The sequence below is a fragment of the Chryseobacterium culicis genome (genome assembly GCF_900108365.1).
GTDB classification, from domain to species: Bacteria; Bacteroidota; Bacteroidia; order Flavobacteriales; family Weeksellaceae; genus Chryseobacterium; species Chryseobacterium culicis.
The window spans coordinates 477,226-495,931 of sequence record NZ_FNWQ01000003.1 but is presented as its reverse complement, the minus strand read 5'-3'; the positions used below and the strand labels follow the sequence as shown (position 1 = coordinate 495,931).

The window sequence follows — 18,706 nt, the reverse complement described above, 5'->3', positions numbered from 1 at the left end:
TAAGGAGAAACGCCTGTATTCCTTTCATTTTTGCTATCATACGCTTCACCTGCAATTAACGACGCTTCACCCAACTTCTGAATGAATATCCCTATAAGATGAAGTTATTTTGCTCCTGTAAAATTTAAAAACTCATGTTATGAATTACAGAAAAGGATATCTGGTACTTTCACTGGCAGCCGCATCGATACTTTACTCATGCGGTTCCGGAAATGCCCAGGAAAATGCTCAGCAGATGCAGAAGGCACTGCCTACAGATTTTATTCAGGTGAAATCCGGAAATGCTGACGTGTCTACAGGATATCCGGGAAGCATAGAAGGACAGGACAATGTAGATATTAAAGCACAGGTGACAGGCTACCTGGAGGCCGTATATATCAGAGAAGGGCAGTTTGTGAGTAAAGGACAGACCCTCTTCAGAATCAATCCATCTGTGTACAACGAACAGGTAAACACCAATGAAGCCGCGTTAAAATCTGCTCTGGCAGCACAGGAGACAGCCAGGCTTGAAGTTGAAAAGCTGAAGCCTCTTGTTGAAGGGAAAGTAGTTTCTGATATGCAGCTGAAAACTGCTCAGGCAAGTTATAAAGCAGCATCAGCACAGGTTGCACAGGCACAGTCGTCATTAGGGTCATCAAAGATTAACGCCAATTTTACGTATATCAAAGCACCGGTGAGCGGATATATAGGCAGAATACCGAATAGAGTAGGAAATCTTATCAGCCCGTCCGATGCTTCACCTTTGACAACGCTTTCAAATATAAACACCGTTAACGTGTATTTCTCAATGAACGAAGCTGATTTTATTTCCCACAGCAGAGCTGTTGCTGGAGGAAATACCGCAGAAAATGTAGAGCTTATCCTTGCAGACGGCTCCACCTATTCTCTAAAAGGAAAACTGGAAAATGCCAGCGGAAATTTCGACAGAAATACAGGAAGCATTCAGATGAAAGCTGTTTTTCAAAATCCTGATAAATTATTAAGAGCCGGAGGAACAGCAAGAGTCATGATTCATAATGCCCTGAATGGAGTAGTCAAGCTTCCGAAAACCTCCGTGAAAGATATTCAGGACAGATTCTTTGTCTATAAACTGAATGGTAAAGACAAAGTGAAAATGACCCAGATTACCGTATCGGGAAGTACCTCCCAGGATTACTTCATCAAAGAAGGAGTGAATGCAGGAGATAAAATAGCCATCAACAGAATTGATGCCCTTACAGACGGAGCACAGGTTGCGGCCACAACGGTTCATTTGAAATAGTTGTATAACCTTTCTTAGAAAATTCAAAAATGTTAAAAAAGATCATAGACCGTCCGGTACTGGCGACGGTAATATCCCTTATCATCGTTATTTTAGGGGTTATAGGATTGAACCAGCTGGCGGTGACCAGGTTTCCGGACATTTCTCCGCCTACAATTACCGTTTCAGGGTCATATCCCGGGGGAAATAGTGAAACCGTAATCCGTTCCGTGGTAACTCCTCTGGAAGAGCAGATCAACGGTGTGGAAGATATGGAATACATGAAATCTACTGCCAGTAATGACGGTACATTCTCCATCTCAATCATATTCAAGCAGGGAGTAAATGCCGATCAGGCCGCGGTAAATGTACAAAACAGAGTACAGCAGGCCACTCCGATCCTTCCGCAGGAGGTAGTGAGAATGGGACTGACCACCTCCAAGCAGCAGAACAGCATGGTATTGATTTTCAATATTTATACCGAAGATAATAAACAATACGATGAAACTTTCCTGCAGAACTATGCGAATATCAACCTTATTCCACAGGTTAAAAGGGTAAAAGGAGTAGGACAGGCCATGGTATTTGGGTTGAAAGATTATTCCATGAGAATATGGCTTAACCCTCAGAAAATGTCATCCTACGGGCTTGAGCCGGCAGATGTTTCCAGAGCGATAGCAGATCACAGCCTGGAGTCTGCGCCGGGTAAATTAGGAGAAGAATCAGATGCCGCTTTAGAATATGTAATCAGGTATAAAGGGAAAAAGAACAAGCCTGAACAGTATGAAAACATTATCGTTAAAAATACAGGAAGCCAGGTCATCAGGCTTAAAGATGTAGCCCGGGTAGAATTTGGAGCCATTTCAAATACGGGAGATAACCTTTCCAATGGGAAAAATGCGGTGACTGTAGCCATTATGCAAACCACAGGATCCAATGCGAATCAGATTGAAATAGGCGTTAATAAAGCCCTTGATCAGTTATCAAAATCATTCCCTCCGGGTATTAAATATACGAAGGTAATGAGTACCAAAGAAAGATTGGATGAGGCTACAGGACAGGTGAAATCTACTTTGATAGAAGCATTTATTCTTGTATTTATTGTTGTATTTATTTTCTTGCAGGATTTCAGATCTACAATTATTCCGGCAGTAGCAGTTCCGGTAGCCATTATCGGTACCTTCTTCTTTCTTCTGGTTTTAGGGTTTACGATAAACGTTTTGACCCTTTTTGCGCTTGTACTGGCCATCGGTATTGTAGTGGATGATGCCATTGTAGTAGTGGAAGCCGTTCACAGTAATATGGAAGGGACAGGTCTTTCAGGAAGAGAGGCAACTCATAAGGCGATGAGTGAAATTACAGGAGCGGTGATTTCAATCACATTGGTGATGTCGGCCGTGTTTATTCCAATCGGATTTATGTCCGGTTCAGCAGGGTTATTCTACAAGCAGTTTGCCTATACTTTAGCAATAGCAATTATGATTTCAGCGGTTAACGCTTTGACTTTGACCCCTGCTTTATGCGCTGTGTTTTTGAAAAACAACCACTCTGAAGAAGGTAAAAAACCAAAAGGATTCGGGCAAAGATTTGCAGTAGCATTCAATGCTGGCTTTAATAACATGACCAACCGTTATGCAAAAGGAGTACGCTTTTTAATAGGAAGAAAATGGATAGCGGGAGGATTAATAATAGCGGTAATAGGGGTTGCAGGCTGGCTGATGTACAGCACGCCTAAGAGTTTTGTACCCATGGAAGATGACGGATTCTTCATGTACACCTTAAGCATGCCTCCGGGAACAGCATTGACCAAAACGACAGAAGTTTCGAACAAGATCAATGAAATCTTAAAAGGAGTAGACGCAGTGCAGGAAAATACTTCCATTACAGGATATAACCTCCTTAGTAACAGTGCAGGACCTGCTTATGCGATGGGATTTGTTAAACTGAAACCTAAAAAAGAAAGAGGCGGAGTACAGGATATCCAGGAAGTGGTAGATATGGCAAATGCAAAACTGGGAGTGATCAAAGAAGGAAGTGTAATGACCTTCAGAATGCCTCCGGTAGAAGGATACGGGATGACGAATGATGCTGAGATTGTTCTTCAGGACCGTATGGGTAGAGACCCTCAGGTTCTTAAAGCGAAAGCAGATGAACTGATTGGCCGGCTCATGCAGGTTCCGGAAGTGGCATTTGCCTACACCATGTTCAGAGCAGATTATCCCCAGATGGAGCTTGAAGTAAATGAAGATAAAGCCAAACAGCTGGGAGTGAGCATTTCAAATCTGCTGGGAACTGTTCAGACGTATTTCTCTGGAGATCAGTCTCAGAATTTCTCAAGATTCGGGAAGTTCTACAGGGTGAATATTAAGGCGGACGGCGTTTTCAGAATGGATGAGCAGGCCTTCAATGACATTTTCGTAAAGAATGAAAAAGGAGATATGGTGCCGGTAAATACACTGATCACGCTGAAAAAAGTTTACGGCCCGGAATCCGTTCAGCGTTACAACCTTTACAACTCATTAAATATCAACGTGTCTCCAAAACATGGAGTAAGTAACGGAGAATTGATGGGCAAACTGGAACAGACCTTAAGCCAATTACCCTCAGATTACAGCTACGAATGGACAGGATTAAGTTTAGAAGAGAAATCAGCAGGAAATCAGACGATTGCCATCTTCGGTTTATGTCTGCTGTTCGTTTACCTGCTGCTGGCAGCTCAATATGAAAGTTATATCCTTCCTTTAGCCGTAATGCTTTCCATCCCGACAGGAATTGTGGGAGCATTCTTAGGAATAAAAGCAATCGGACTGGATAATAACATCTATGTACAGGTAGGACTTATCATGCTTATCGGTCTTTTAGCTAAAAATGCGATCCTTATTGTAGAATTTGCCATACAAAGACGGAAAGCAGGTCTTTCCATTCTGGATTCTGCACTGGAAGGGGGAAAGGCAAGATTACGCCCCATTATCATGACCTCATTGGCGTTTATTGTGGGAATGGTTCCACTGATGATTTCTACGGGAGGAATGGCTTCAGGAAACAAATCAATCAGTACAAGTGCTGCCATAGGAATGCTGAGCGGAGTAGTTTTAGGTGTTTTTGTAATTCCTGTACTCTATATGTTTTTTCAGTATCTGGATGAGAAGTTTTCTACTAAAAAGAAGTTTCAAAAAATAGAAAATCAATTGACAAATGAGCATATTTAATATAAAAAACGTCCTTGTTTCAGGCGCAATGGCATCTTTACTGATGTCCTGTGCCGTAGGGAAAAAATATACCAGAACAGAGCTTCAGATTCCCGAAACCTACAAAGAATCTGTACAGGTAACCGGAGATACTGTAGTCCTTCCATGGAAAACATTCTTCAAAGATCCAAAGTTGATTAGCTTAATAGATAAAGCTCTTTCAAGAAATAACGAAGTGAATGTTGCCCTGAAAAATATACAACAGCTCGATCTGATCTACAAACAAGCTAAGCTGGGTCTGATGCCGACACTGGATCTTACAGCAGGAGCCAACAGAAGCTGGGCTTCCACCAATACGCTTAACGGCTCCCTGAACGAACAGTTTGTCGGTACAAAATACATGGATGATTTCAACGCTGCATTAAGACTTTCATGGGAAATAGATATCTGGGGAAAAGCGAAAATGCAGAAAGAATCTGCAGCGGCTGACTATTTTGGACAGAAAGAAAATTTAAATGCCATCAAAAGCAGAATAGTTGTTCAGGTAGCCCAGGCATATTATAATCTTATCAGCCTTGATGAACAGCTGAAGATAGCTGAGCAGAATATTGAGCTGAGTAACAATACACTCAAGATGATGAATCTTCAGTTTACCGCGGGACAGATCAATTCATTAGCCGTTCAGCAGTCAGAAGCGCAGAAGAAAACAGCCGAGCTGCTGATTCCCTTGGCGAACCAAAATATTTCTATACAGGAAAATGCTTTAAGTATTCTTTGTGGAGAATATCCGGCCAGAATAGAAAGGGAAGGTAATCTGAAAGCGATGATTCCAGAGAATAAACTGTCAGAAGGATTACCCGCACAACTGCTAAGCAGAAGACCGGATCTGAAAATGGCAGAATTTAACGTAATCAGCTTAAATTCTAAAACAGGACTGGCAAAAGCTGCGATGTATCCGAGTATTAGTTTAAGCCCGCAGATAGGAGTAAATTCCAATAAATTCAACTCATGGTTTGATATTCCGGGATCCATTACCAAAGCCATTGCTGCCAATCTTGCAGCCCCCATATTCCAGAAAAAGCAATTGAAAACGGCTTACGAGACGGCCTTGCTTGAACAGGAAAAAGCAGCGATCAGTTTCAGACAATCGGTAATGACAGCTGTGGGAGAAGTCTCCGATGCAATGGCTAAATCTAAAGGTTCTTCAGAAAGACTTGAGCTCTTAGAACAGAGGACAGCCATTCTGGATAAAGGAATCAACGATGCGCTGAAGCTGTATAAAAGCGGTATGGCTACCTATCTGGAAGTGATTACTGCTCAGAACAATAAATTACAGAATGATCTGGAAGCCATCAATGTAACCCTTGAAAAATTAAATGCCGAGGTAGATCTTTACAGAGCGCTTGGCGGAGGTGCACAATAACTTTGAACTGTTGAATAAATAAAAGGAAGCTATACTATATAGTTTCCTTTTTGCTGTTGACAGAGCCGAAACACATCCCTATTGAGAACAGGTATGGAATTTGCAGGGGATGATAAAATTTTATATACACAAAATCAATCGGTTATGAAATTTTTATTCTTTTTTTAGAAAAAACATGCAAGATTTTCAATAAACAGGATTTATATAGATGAGTACTCGAAAATAAATAATGTTTAACGAAAATGTAATGCAATGAAAAAATTGACAGTACCCCGATTTTTTATAACAGTTTTAATGGTTTTGATAGGATTTACCCTATCCTCATGCAATGACAATGAAGGGCCGGAAATTCCGCCTGTAAAAATGGAGAATTTACCGGGAAATTATAAAGGTAAACTCATTATAGTACAGGGCAATAGCAAAAGAGAAGGCGTAAAAGAGTTTAAAGTAAAAAAAGATACCATCTCCTTTGCAGAATTTCCCATCGAAGAAATTGTAAAAACGGTAGTGAAAAATCCTGCAAAAGCAGAACAGGCATTGAAATCAATGGCCAAAGTAAAGTATGATCTTAAATATGCAGCAGTAATTAACACCGCAAATAATGTAATAGAACTTACGTTAACTCCGAAAACAATGGAACTTCAGATTCCCGTGGATGGAGTTAATAAAAAGACGGTAGTAGAATTCGTCTCTAAGCAAAAAGGATATTATGTAGGGTTGGATCAGTCGCTTAGATATGCGCTTACAGCAGAAAAAATTACAGTAGATGGTACATTGGTTACCCCTTACGAGGTGATTGATTATAATTTTCCATTCTGTATAAAAAATTAATTAATAGATATTATCATCAATGGATTGCGCTTTATCATGAAGATGCAATCTATTTTTGCTTGACAGTTTTATAGAATCCCGCAGGATACGGTGACGGCAGCATTATATGGAAGAAAGTAAAGAACAGATTTTGGTAAAGCACCTCCTCAAAAAGGAGGAAGCTGCCTGGAAAGAGCTTTTCGGAGCTTATTCCAGAAATCTGACCTATGTATGCTCACGTTATCTGACCGAAAAAGAAGATGTGCATGATGTGCTTCAAAACAGTTTTATCAAAATGTTCCGTTCGATAGAATCTTTTGAGTACAGAGGAAATGGTTCTTTGAAAGCATGGATGACCCGTATTACAGTGAATGAATCTTTGAAGCATATAAAACAGAAAGGAGATTTTACCTCTGCTGTTGAAGTAGATGATCTTCCGGACATTCCTAATGAAGAACAGCCGGATTTTGAAGAGATACCGCGTGATGATATTATGATGATGATTAGAGCTCTGCCTGATGGGTACAGAACCGTTTTCAATCTGTATGTATTTGAAGAAAAAAGTCATAAAGAGATTGCCGTGCTGCTGGGAATTGCAGAAAATTCTTCTGCATCTCAGTTTCACAGGGCAAAAGCACTGCTTGCCCAGAAAATAAAAGAATTTAAAATGTCAAAAAAAGCACAATATGAATAATGAATGGCTAAATAACCTGCGAAGCAGAATGGATGACCATGAAGAGGACGTTCCGGAAGGGTTGTGGGATGACATTAAAGATGAATTATTTTCCGGAGAACAGGATAGTGCTATTTTGGGCTTAATTACTGAAATACAGGAAGATATAGCAATTAAAGAAAAGGAGACATATGCAGGAAAGAAGTCTTTATTCTATCGTATTGCAGGAATTGCAGCTGCCATTGTGCTGCTGTTTTTACTCATTAAATTAATTCCACAGGAGGTTTCAGAAAAAAGAATATCTCAGAAATCGCCAGCTGTGGAAATTGGAAAGGAGAGAAATTCTTTAAAACCTATAAAAACTGGAGATCATTCAAGTGGAGAATTGAAATCAGAGAGGGATGCTTTTTTAGCGGACAATATCTTAAATACAGGATCAGCGGAGAAAATAGCAGCACAAAGATATGCCGAAAGCAGATCAGAAAATCAAGCTGAAAAGAGTCAAAAGATCCAGAATGTTTTCAAGCTTCCGGAAGCAGCTGAGTCTTTTCAGCAGGAAAGCAGAATTGCTTATAATATACCGTCTGTTGATGATACAGCAAAAGAAAACGACAAAGAAAAGGCTTCAGATGAGGTTATTTTTAAGCAGGAGAATCCCAAAGAAATCTATGCTGAAAATACAAAGCGGAATACCGCAAAATCCCGTAATAAAAAATCGTGGATGCTCAGTATGCTGACGGGAAATATAGCCTCTAATTCTGCAGAACAGCAGTTTCCGGGCTATGCTTCTATTACAGGAAAAGCCATGAGTGTAGAGCAGGTATTTACCACTTCCGAGTATCATGATGATCCCCTGACGGCCATATTGCTGGCTAATCAGAGTCAGCCCGTAGAAGCGAGAATCAGACATAAAGTACCGGTAACTTTCGGATTATCATTGTACTATAATTTAGGAAAAAGATGGGGAATAGGAACAGGACTGAACTATACCAAACTGTCCTCCGAACTGCATTCAGGAAGTGATAACAACTATATAAAAGGAGATCAGACCATTCATTATATAGGACTTCCGGTTCAGGTGAACTACAATGTAATCCGAAAAGGAAGATTTACAGGATATATTACAGGAGGAGCACTTGTTGAAAAGCCCATATCAGGAAGTGTTACAACAAGTTACATTGTCAATGACGAAGTGAAGGAGAGTTCAAAAGAACGTCTCGATCACAAGCCCTTTCAGTTTTCTGTGAATGCAGCAGCAGGGCTTCAGCTGAAGATTGTAGATAAAATAGGAGTGTATGCAGAACCGGGAATAGGTTATCACTTCAAGGAAGAGAATGCACCCAACACAATTTATAAAGAAAAACCTCTTCATTTTAACATGAAATTCGGGATAAGAGTGCTGCTGGATTAATAGAGGAGAATTTTTGAAACACCAAACTTAATAATCTATATATGAAAATAAAACTAATTTTTTTAGTGTTTTTATTATTCTCCATTTTGAATATAAAAGCACAGTGTACCCCTACGATTACCAGTGCAAGACTGGGACAGAAATACCCCGGAACCATCTTGTTCTGTGATACGGAAGATGAGGTTCTTTCCACAGTACAGTCTTATGGAAGCTACCAGTGGTATAAACAGGAATGGACCTGGCAGACCCCTAATAACAATCCGTGGGTTGCTATTCCAGGGGGAACCTCGCAACAGCTGACCATTACCGGAAATGACCAGCTGAATTATTTTAAAGTGATTGTTATGCAGGGCGATTGTACTGCAGAAAGCCCCGCAGTATTTGCAGACGGCTTCGTATACGGTCTTCCGGCTATGATGGCCACTTACACTCCCGGAACCTATCAGGAAAACGGAGGAACAGTGAATGTGTGCAATGGAGCTTCTGTACAGTTTGATAATATATTTCCCCTTGTCTATGGAAAACATACCTGGTTCAGATGCGTGCCTGCCAGTAACCCTCCAGTGCTGGGAGATCCTTGTATCATCCCGGGAGTGGCAGGCGCTACCTATGTAGCAACCAGCTCAGGGAAATACGGGTTTTATGCCTGTACGGAATATTGTCCGGATCAGTGCCAGATGCTGGATCCGTTTGCTTTTGTAGAGCTGAACTTCGGGAACTGGGAGTTCTGCAGCAATTTGGGGACGGGAGAGGCAAAAAGAAAGGATAACAGCCTGAAAATTTATCCTAATCCTACAGCGCAGCATCTTTATATCGGGAAAGAATCAGATAAAGTATATCAAGAAGTGACCATTACAGATATGTCAGGAAAACTTGTTCTGAAGAAAAATGATCACCGGTATAATCAGCCGATTGATGTGAGTGCTCTTGTACCGGGAAATTACATGATTGTTTCTAAAAGCACAGACGGTACAGAATATAAAAATAGATTCATAAAAAAATAATAGGATTATAAAATCTGAAGATGTTTAAAGATTGATTGTGGGAAGGAAGAATGGATGCCGGAGAGGGATGTTTCTTAAATTGAAGAAGAACTAAAGTATTTTTACTTTACGCTCAATAGATAAATTTCATCCTTGTTAATCTAATGACGGTCATAATTGCCCCAAAAGGGACTTCCTCTTTTGGCATCCGGCTTCCGACTCATCTTTTCATTTTTTATTCGGAATTCAGAGATTTAATCTTTTTCGTTAGTTTTTAATAATGGTTGGGTCGGTACAAATCTTTTGTACCGATTTTTTATTCGGGTACTGGCAGCGCTTTCCTTTTTCATGATGTCCTTAAACGGGCTGTTCAGAGTATAATCAGAATATTGTTTTTTTTTAGAGTAGAACAGAAAATTTTAAATAAAGAAAACGGATAACATTCTGAACTGTACCATTATCAGAAAGTTCCCAAATATGCCTGCTAAGGTTAAGATTTGATAATCGTGATATTTTTCTTACTTTTGAAAAAATTAATAACAACTAATATACCATGGGAAAATTTTCTACTTTTCTTTTTCTTTTCTTTATAACCCCTTTTCTTTTCGCTCAATCCAGTATAAATTGGTTCAGAAATTTTGGTTCATCTCAAAATACGGATGCTTCTATTATAAAATCGCGTTTGGATGAAAATGGAAATATTTACACTATAGGAAAATTTACATTTTATTCAAATTTTATGGATAATACCACTACGGACGCTGTATTTGTTAATGGTCAAAATTCATATGTTGCCAAATACAATTCATCAGGCCAGTTATTGTGGATTAACAATTTCGGAGGCAGCGCAACTGATTTTGTTTTTGATAATAATGGTGACCTGATTATTACAGGCGGATTTTCGGGAACAATTACGTTCAATGATAATACCACGTTTACGAGTGCTGTATCTAACCAGCCTCAGATTTACAATCTGAAACTAAATAAAAATTCAGGAGCTTATATTTGGAAAAATACACTGTCAAATAGTAATTCCGAATACAGACCCGCTACGGGAATGGCTGTAACGGTATTAACCGATAATAATTTTATTATTGCAACCCAGTATTATGGTACTATTCCAGGTGTTCCGGTTTATCAGTTGATGAAATTTGATGCGAACGGGAATATCATTTTACGAAAAATTATGGACAGCGTAAATAACACGGGAGTAGAATTTAAAGGATTAAAATCTGACAATGCCAATAACATTTACCTGATAGGGAGTTTTTACAGCATACTCAACCTGAATGTAAACGGCGGACAATATGTTATTGAAGACCCAAGTGGCAGTGGATCTTTAACTGCGTTTATATCTAAATTCAACAGTAACTTTGATGTGCAGTGGGGCAAGGCAATTGGAGGTTCCAGTGCAGACCAGGCCATTACACTTGAAGTGGATAAGGTAACTCAGAAAAGTTATGTTTCATTTGCGGTCAATGGAAATAATATTAACCTGAATAACGGAGGAACTACTCCTGTCATGACAAATTTTTGGCAGAGCCCGAGCTCGGGTGTTTTCGTTACTTACGATGGTAACGGGGAGCTATCCAATTATCATTTATATACAGGATCTGGTCTTAACGTAGGAACAGGATATGTTGATGACATTCAGCTTAATGGCAGCATGCTGGTTTTAAGTGGAAGAGTTTATGATAAACCTGATGTTGATATTTCCTCTGCCAGTTCGTTTCCGCCAAGTAATGCTATTAATGAACGAATCAGATTTTTTGTTAGTACATTCAATATAAATTCAAATTCTTATTCTTTACTTAAGAATACCTATTTTGCTGTTGATATGAACAATCAATACAGTGATCCTAATGTTACAGGTTTAATTGTTCCTAATACATCAAAAATCATTATCGCAGGAGATAATAACTCACTTATTCCTTACCAAGGTTCTGAACTTGTTTCTTTTCCGAAACATAGCGCATTCCTTTTTCAGTTAGACACGCAGCCGCAAACATTGAGTACAAAGGAAACAAAAAATGATTTTTCTCTGTACGTTTTAACAGACAGCCATAATAAAACGGCGAAAATAATATCAAAAGATGCTGTAGAAAATGTAATAACTTTTGATTCAGTCGGAAGGAAAATATTTGAAACGCAAAGCACAGAATTTGATATTTCTAATCTTAAAGAAGGGCTGTATTTTTTCCAAATCAAAACAACCCAGGGAACGGTTACAAAAAAGTTCTTAAAAAAATAGTTTTTAGTCAACACAAAAGGGGTCAATTGACCTCTTTTTTTCTTTTATCCTTACTCCGGAAATAGAGTGAACTTTTCGTTTTAAACATTTTGATGCTCTGAGCATTTTTTTTACTTTTACTAAAAACACAAACAGATGCTGATAAAAATTTATGGAAGCGCCATTCATGGAGTGGCTGCTCAGACGATTACAATCGAAGTAAATGTAGATACCGGCGGAATAGGATATCACCTTGTAGGTCTTCCCGATAATGCTATTAAAGAAAGCAGCTATAGAATTTCTGCAGCACTCAAAAATGTAGGATTTAAAATTCCCGGAAAGAAAATTACCATTAATATGGCTCCGGCAGACCTCAGAAAAGAAGGATCTGCTTATGATCTCAGTATCGCCATTGGGATTTTAGCCGCTTCAGACCAGATTTTAGCCGAAGAAATTGAACATTATATTATTATGGGTGAGCTTTCTCTGGACGGAAGTCTTCAGCCTATTAAAGGTGTTTTACCCATTGCCATTCAGGCGAGAGAAGAAGGTTTTAAAGGAATTATCCTTCCTAAGCAAAACGGCAGGGAAGCCGCTATTGTCAATGATCTTGATGTATACGGGGTAGAAAATATCAGAGAAGTTATTGACTTTTTTAATGATGGAAAACCACTCGATAAAATAGTGCTGGATACCCGGAAAGAATTTCATGAAAAAATCAACGATTTTCCTTTTGACTTCTCTGAAGTGAAAGGCCAGGAAACGGCCAAAAGGGCCATGGAGGTTGCCGCCGCAGGTGGTCATAATATCATACTAATCGGCCCGCCCGGAAGCGGAAAAACGATGCTCGCTAAAAGAGTTCCGAGCATTTTGCCTCCATTAACTTTAAAGGAAGCTTTGGAAACAACAAAGATTCATTCTGTAGCAGGGAAAATCGGAACAGAAGCTTCACTGATGACGGTTCGTCCCTTCAGATCTCCGCATCATACCATTTCTGATGTCGCATTAGTGGGCGGGGGAAGCTACCCGCAGCCGGGAGAAATTTCATTGGCCCACCACGGAGTCTTGTTTCTTGATGAAATGCCCGAATTTAAAAGAACAGTGCTTGAAGTAATGAGACAGCCCTTAGAAGATCGTGAGGTAACCATTTCAAGAGCCCGTTTTACCGTTAATTATCCCGCAAGTTTTATGCTGGTTGCTTCCATGAATCCCAGCCCCAGCGGCTTCTTCCCGGATGATCCGAACAATACTTCGTCTGTTTATGAAATGCAGCGGTATATGAATAAGCTTTCGGGGCCGCTTCTGGATAGAATTGATATTCATATAGAAGTTCAGAAAGTAGAATTTGAGCAGCTTTCCGAAAAAAGGAAGGGGGAAAAAAGCAAAGATATCAGAGCCCGCGTACTGAAAGCACGAGATATTCAGAATAAACGGTATCAGAATTTAAATATCAGCAGCAATGCCCAGATCGGCCCCAAAGAAATTGAAGCCTTCTGCCAATTGGATGAAGCATCATTTGGTCTGATAAAATCAGCAATGGAAAAACTTAATCTTTCGGCGAGAGCTTACGACAGAATCCTGAAAGTAGCCAGAACCATAGCAGATCTCGAAGAATCCGAAAATATTTTATCCCATCATATTGCTGAAGCCATACAGTATAGAAGTCTGGACCGTGAATTCTGGAATGGATGATCCGGACTTCTATTGCTGAAATACTATTGTTATACGGCTTTTATTGCAGGCTCCGTTTTCAGATTGATTACAAAAGGATGGTTGTAGACCTTAGGAATCCAATGAAACTCATCGTTCACCTTATTAATATATCCAATGCCCGGCCATGGAAGATGAGCAGAACAGATAAGCGTTCTGTTCTGATAGCAATTTTCCAGAACCTTCCTGCGGGTTTCTACACCTGTCTCAAAATCAATATCCCATTGCGTGCCCCAGTCCGGTCTGGCAATAAGAAGAGGAGAGTGAAGAACATCTACTATATTGGTAATAGAAAGGTCCCCGTCATTTACTGTATAAATAATATGCCCCGGCGTATGTCCCGGAGCAGCCTGCGTCTGAATACAGGAGAACAATACATCTCCCATTTCAAATGTCGTAAGACGGCTGTTAATAGCAGAAAGAATCTTTCTTACAATAGGAATACCGGGTTTTCCTCCTTCCGGATTCTTACTTTTTTGAAAATCGGGTTCACCGGTCATCCAGAATTCAAATTCCTTACGTGAGATATAGTAACGGGCATTAGGAAATACATTGTCATCATTTTGGGAAAGAATTCCTCCGATATGATCTCTGTGAGCATGCGTAAGAAGAATATCCGTTACAGATTCCGGTGTAAATCCGGCAGCGTTCAGACTGTGCAATAATTGTCCTGCATTCTCTTCATCATAAAATCCTTCTCCGGTATCTATTAAAATAATACGGTCATCTTTTTTGATGAGCATTACATTGATAGGGGCTTCATAATAAGAATCCGGCAAATACAAATTACGGAGTTCACCTTTTACGATGTCCTGAGGAATACCCGGCGCTAAAATCGGCTGATGATAACCAACTCCAAAATATCCGTCAGAAAGTATAAAAATATCCAGTTCATGACATGGAATATGTATAAATCCATGTTCTCTCTTCAGTTTATGGTCCATTTAAAAATGATAAGTTTTTGTAGTATACAAATGTAAATAATATTCCTGCACCGCAATAGATGAAAACAGAGATTTGTTTATTTTGTAACCTGTTATAATTCAGTATTTTATTCCAGAATATCAATTCTTTGTTACGGTAAATAATAGGAATTATGTAACACATGATTTGATTTATTATGTTAAGTTTGATCACCAAATTATTTAAAACTATTACATTATGAAAATCAAATTCTCAAACAGCGCGTAAAGAATACCCTTACTTTGAAAGGAAGAGTCCCTGTATTCTTCCTGTTTTTCCGACGGTCATCAAAACTGTTTAAATACTGCATGTGGTCCTGCTCTTTGAGCGGATTACGTTATGCACTGTATCATTCAGTTGTTTGAAAAAATACCAGAAACACATTTCATAAATAAGCTGTGGTTATCCCTCATGCCTTTACTATTCAAATGTTTTTCTGTAATTGAAGCGAACTTTATCCATTTTTTACACCCAATCATACTCATTATTATGTCAAACACCACTTCCTCACCAGAACCCCATTCATTAGGTTCTGCTGTATTACTTTCATCTGAAGACAGAGAAAAATTATTAGACGGATTCAATAAGACCGGCTGGGATTATCATCATGACGAAACACTGGAATCGCTTTTCCGGAAGCAGGCAATACTTCATCCTGATAAAACTGCAGCTGTTTATCAGGATCAGGAGATTACGTACAGAGAGCTGGATCAAAGGAGCAATAAGATTGCCGGCTTATTACTGAGCCGCGGCATCAAAGAAGGAAAATATGTTCCGATCTGGCTGGACCGTTCTTTAGAATGGATTGTTGCCGTACTTGGCGTTATAAAAACAGGGGCAGCATACGTTCCCATTGACCCGGCTTACCCCGCCAGAAGAGTAGAATATATTCTTTCAGATACCTCTGCTGATGTCATGATTACCAATCAAAATCTCAAAGATCTTTTATCAGACTCCGTAAAGACAAAAGTACTTGATCTGAGTACTATGGAAAACCTTAATCCTTTATCTTCAGACTATCCTGAAATTACCATTCACCAGAACAGCTTAGCCTATACCATTTATACATCAGGCTCAACCGGAAAACCTAAAGGGGTAATGGTAAGCCATCATGCTATACAACATTTAGTAACATGGCATAATCATCATTTTCATGTAGATCATAGTTCAAAATTGACGCTCGTTGCAGGATTGGCGTTTGATATCTCCGTCTGGGAAACCTGGTCAGCACTTACTGCCGGAGCAACGGTTTTTATGGCCAATAATGAAGACCGAACAGATGCGTCTGCATTAGTTGATTTTTACAGAAACAACCAGATTACGCATGGTTTTGTACCTACTGTTCTTGCTCCGTCTTTCGTTAATTATTCCCGGAACTATAACGATCTTAAACTGAAATATCTCTTTACGGCGGGTGAAAAACTAAAACCTGTACTTACTTCAGAGTTAAGCTACGAGCTGATAGACTATTACGGCCCTACAGAATGCACTGTGTATGCTACTTTTAAAAAAGTGAAAGATGCTAACGGAAAATATGTTTCCTCGATAGGAAGACCCATTGCCAATGCGAAAGCCTATATTTTAAGCGAAAATATGGAATTACTGCCGGTAGGCGCTGTGGGAGAATTGTGTATAGGAGGAAGTATTTTAGCTGACGGATATCTGAATAATGAAGAACTGACAAAAACTAAATTTGTTACCAATCCATTCAATAAAAAAGAAAAATTATACCGCACCGGAGATCTTGCCAAATGGAAAGCTGATGGCGAGATTGAATTTTTAGGAAGAATAGACAGCCAGATAAAAATCCGCGGATTCCGGGTTGAATTAAGCGAAATTGAGAGAACATTGATCCAACAGGATAATATCAGGGAAGCGCTCGTCATTGGCAAGGAAACTGAAGGAAGTACCAAATATCTGATTGCTTTTATTGTCGTAAAGACAGGTGCGGAAAAAGACGTCTCATCAATCCGAAATGCATTGAAGGATGAACTTCCGGGTTATATGATTCCCGCACAAATTATTTTTATAGATAAAATTCCTTTAACGGCAAATGGCAAAACGGACATCCAGGCACTAAAGGATATAGCTGATAGAGAAACTGCGGAAGTGATCTCACTGGAACCGCCTACCAATGAAACGGAAAGAATTATAGTAGATGTCTGGTCTTCAGCATTGGAACGGCCTGTTATAAATAGGACAGATAACTTCTTTGATATCGGTGGAAACTCTTTGCTCGTCGCAGCAGTGGCTGTAACATTACAAAAAAAGCTTGATGTAAAAGTATATCTGCGGGATATTTATCAGTATCCGGTGCTGCAACAGCTGTCGGAAGTTCTTATTACCAGATCCCGGGAAGAACGGGAAGCCATTCCTGCGGAAGATGTGGAACCTTATGTAGAGCTTCAGAAAGATGTTTATCTTGCTCCTGGAACTGTTTTTGCCGGTGGATTTAATCCGAAACAAGTAGAAAATCCGGCAATAATATTTTTAACGGGAGTTACAGGGTTTGTGGGAATTCATCTGCTGCAGGAGCTGCTGGATACTACAAATGCTGCTATTTACTGCCTCGTAAGAGCTCAGGACGAGTTTTATGCGATGGAAAAGATTGACCGGTGCTTTAAACAATATCGTATTCCTCAAAATATTGAACAGAAACCAAGAATTATTCCTGTTATCGGAGATCTGGCTCTGCCGTCCTTAGGATTATCAGAAGAAACATTCACAAAGCTGGCAAAACAGGCCGACCTGATTTACCATTCCGGAAGCTCCGTCAACTTTATTGAACCCTATTCCTTTATGAAGGCCCCGAATGTAGAAGGATTAAGAGAAATCATAAAACTGGCAGGAGCAGAAAGAACATCATGCCTCGCTTTATTGTCAACCATTTCCGTATACAGCTGGGGGCATCTGTTTACCGGAAAAACAGTGATGCTTGAATCCGATGATATTGAACAAAACCTGATGTCTGTAAGCAAAGATATTGGTTATGTAAGAAGCAAATGGGTTATGGAAGCTATTGCCGATTTAGCCTCAAAAGAAGGCCTGCCACTGATTACTTACCGTCTTGGATATGCCATGTGCCATAGCGGAACAGGAGCAAGCGCCTCTTATCAATGGTGGTCCGGATTGGTGAAAAACTGTATTGAATTTAAATCTTATCCTGCATTAACGGAGCTTAGAGAAGGGCTTACTACGGTAGATTACATGACCAGAGCCATGGCTTATATCACAAAAAACAAACAGGCCATAGGCAAAAAATTCAACCTGATTGCGAGTCCTGAAACCAATCTCACTCTGGAAGACTTCTTTGGACTCATGAAAAAATATTATCCTTTTACACTCAAAGATCTTCCTTACAAAGAATGGAGGAAACAGTGGGAGGATGACAGTAAGAACCGCCTGTACCCCTTGACAAGTCTTTTCAGGGATAATATGCATGAAGGTTTATCCACGGTAGAACTTTACCAGAACACTTACATCTGGGATTGTTCCAACGTAATTCAGTTTCTTGAAGGATCAGGGATTCACGAGCCGGTATTTGATAAAAAAGTATTGGATTCCTATTTACGATACCTGGGAATTCCGGTTGAATAGTATTTAATCATTGAAAAAGCCCGGACAGAATATGTTTGGGCTTTTAATTTTAAAAAAAATAAATGCGTCAGGTTTTGTCGCAATGGAGAATGACATTTGTGCAAGGGTAATAGGAAAGTATTGCTCAGTTTTTAATGAACCGGAAAACCGAAGAAAAAAAATGAATACTGTTATTGTATTATCAAAAGATTTTGCCGCTAATGAAAGTGCAGTGGTAGATCTTAAATCCTGGGGATTTATAAATCCGTTAAAAGCGCTTACCTTTCAAAATAAAACAGGACGGTGCGCAAAGTTTATTTGGCAGGGAGATATGATCTATAATAAAGAAAAAGCAGGCTATTTTAAAGAAATAAATAACGATCTTGGCGTGAAAGTGAGCCATTACGAGGGCTTTATAACCATTACCAATGGAGGAGGAGAACAACATTTGGAAGGCAAGGTGAAATTATAATCAAGCCTCTACCATTAATTCCAGTAG

General features: G+C 39.5%; 12 protein-coding genes. 11 read left to right on the top strand and 1 reads right to left on the bottom strand.

From position 1 onward, the window contains the following. Positions 1-139: 139 nt before the first annotated feature. From BLW74_RS13890 to BLW74_RS13850, 9 genes are all read left to right on the top strand, one after another. Entirely contained in the window at positions 140-1,261 is a 1,122-nt protein-coding gene (locus tag BLW74_RS13890) for an efflux RND transporter periplasmic adaptor subunit (RefSeq protein WP_089693116.1), read from the top strand. A 29-nt stretch (positions 1,262-1,290) separates the two neighbouring features. After that, complete coding sequence (locus BLW74_RS13885; protein WP_089693114.1) at positions 1,291-4,449, top strand: efflux RND transporter permease subunit; 3,159 nt, start codon at positions 1,291-1,293, stop codon at positions 4,447-4,449. Then, positions 4,436-5,851, top strand: a complete 1,416-nt coding sequence (locus tag BLW74_RS13880; protein WP_089693111.1) for an efflux transporter outer membrane subunit — start codon at positions 4,436-4,438, stop codon at positions 5,849-5,851. The genes BLW74_RS13885 and BLW74_RS13880 overlap by 14 nt, the downstream gene beginning before the upstream one ends. Positions 5,852-6,103: 252 nt before the next feature. Further along, complete coding sequence (locus BLW74_RS13875; RefSeq protein ID WP_089693109.1) at positions 6,104-6,682, top strand: DUF4840 domain-containing protein; 579 nt, start codon at positions 6,104-6,106, stop codon at positions 6,680-6,682. A gap of 106 nt (positions 6,683-6,788) precedes the next feature. Continuing rightward, on the top strand, positions 6,789-7,355 hold the full coding sequence (locus BLW74_RS13870; RefSeq protein ID WP_089693108.1) for an RNA polymerase sigma factor: 567 nt from the start codon (positions 6,789-6,791) through the stop codon (positions 7,353-7,355). Continuing rightward, complete coding sequence (locus BLW74_RS13865; protein ID WP_089693106.1) at positions 7,348-8,745, top strand: porin family protein; 1,398 nt, start codon at positions 7,348-7,350, stop codon at positions 8,743-8,745. Before BLW74_RS13870 ends, BLW74_RS13865 begins: the two co-directional genes overlap by 8 nt. 41 nt (positions 8,746-8,786) lie before the next feature. Continuing rightward, positions 8,787-9,749: a T9SS type A sorting domain-containing protein gene (locus BLW74_RS13860; RefSeq protein ID WP_089693104.1), complete on the top strand. Its 963-nt coding sequence runs from the start codon at positions 8,787-8,789 to the stop codon at positions 9,747-9,749. Positions 9,750-10,281: 532 nt separating this feature from the next. Beyond that, positions 10,282-11,979 (top strand): T9SS type A sorting domain-containing protein, encoded by a 1,698-nt coding sequence (locus tag BLW74_RS13855; RefSeq protein ID WP_089693102.1) that lies wholly within the window; start codon positions 10,282-10,284, stop codon positions 11,977-11,979. A 135-nt stretch (positions 11,980-12,114) separates the two neighbouring features. After that, a complete protein-coding gene (locus tag BLW74_RS13850) occupies positions 12,115-13,650 on the top strand; it encodes a YifB family Mg chelatase-like AAA ATPase (protein WP_089693100.1) in 1,536 nt (511 codons plus the stop codon). 29 nt (positions 13,651-13,679) lie between these two features. Here the strand turns inward: BLW74_RS13850 and BLW74_RS13845 are convergent, their stop codons facing one another. Next, on the bottom strand, positions 13,680-14,612 hold the full coding sequence (locus BLW74_RS13845; RefSeq protein ID WP_089693097.1) for an MBL fold metallo-hydrolase: 933 nt from the start codon (positions 14,610-14,612) through the stop codon (positions 13,680-13,682). A 508-nt stretch (positions 14,613-15,120) separates the two neighbouring features. Here BLW74_RS13845 and BLW74_RS13840 point away from each other — a divergent pair. After that, positions 15,121-18,228, top strand: coding sequence for a non-ribosomal peptide synthetase family protein (locus BLW74_RS13840; RefSeq protein WP_089693095.1), 3,108 nt, complete (start codon positions 15,121-15,123; stop codon positions 18,226-18,228). Positions 18,229-18,388: 160 nt separating this feature from the next. Beyond that, positions 18,389-18,679 carry a hypothetical protein gene (locus tag BLW74_RS13835; RefSeq protein WP_139265743.1) on the top strand — a complete coding sequence of 97 codons (291 nt, stop codon included), beginning with the start codon at positions 18,389-18,391 and terminating at the stop codon, positions 18,677-18,679. Positions 18,680-18,706 lie beyond the last annotated feature (27 nt).

Bases quoted from the DNA above. Each gene is read 5' to 3' on its own strand.
- BLW74_RS13890 (WP_089693116.1), top strand. From the start codon at position 140: ATGAATTACAGAAAAGGATATCTGGTACTTTCACTGGCAGCCGCATCG.
- BLW74_RS13885 (WP_089693114.1), top strand. From the start codon at position 1,291: ATGTTAAAAAAGATCATAGACCGTCCGGTACTGGCGACGGTAATATCC.
- BLW74_RS13880 (WP_089693111.1), top strand. From the start codon at position 4,436: ATGAGCATATTTAATATAAAAAACGTCCTTGTTTCAGGCGCAATGGCA.
- BLW74_RS13875 (WP_089693109.1), top strand. From the start codon at position 6,104: ATGAAAAAATTGACAGTACCCCGATTTTTTATAACAGTTTTAATGGTT.
- BLW74_RS13870 (WP_089693108.1), top strand. From the start codon at position 6,789: ATGGAAGAAAGTAAAGAACAGATTTTGGTAAAGCACCTCCTCAAAAAG.
- BLW74_RS13865 (WP_089693106.1), top strand. From the start codon at position 7,348: ATGAATAATGAATGGCTAAATAACCTGCGAAGCAGAATGGATGACCAT.
- BLW74_RS13860 (WP_089693104.1), top strand. From the start codon at position 8,787: ATGAAAATAAAACTAATTTTTTTAGTGTTTTTATTATTCTCCATTTTG.
- BLW74_RS13855 (WP_089693102.1), top strand. From the start codon at position 10,282: ATGGGAAAATTTTCTACTTTTCTTTTTCTTTTCTTTATAACCCCTTTT.
- BLW74_RS13850 (WP_089693100.1), top strand. From the start codon at position 12,115: ATGCTGATAAAAATTTATGGAAGCGCCATTCATGGAGTGGCTGCTCAG.
- BLW74_RS13845 (WP_089693097.1), bottom strand. From the start codon at position 14,612: ATGGACCATAAACTGAAGAGAGAACATGGATTTATACATATTCCATGT.
- BLW74_RS13840 (WP_089693095.1), top strand. From the start codon at position 15,121: ATGTCAAACACCACTTCCTCACCAGAACCCCATTCATTAGGTTCTGCT.
- BLW74_RS13835 (WP_139265743.1), top strand. From the start codon at position 18,389: ATGAATACTGTTATTGTATTATCAAAAGATTTTGCCGCTAATGAAAGT.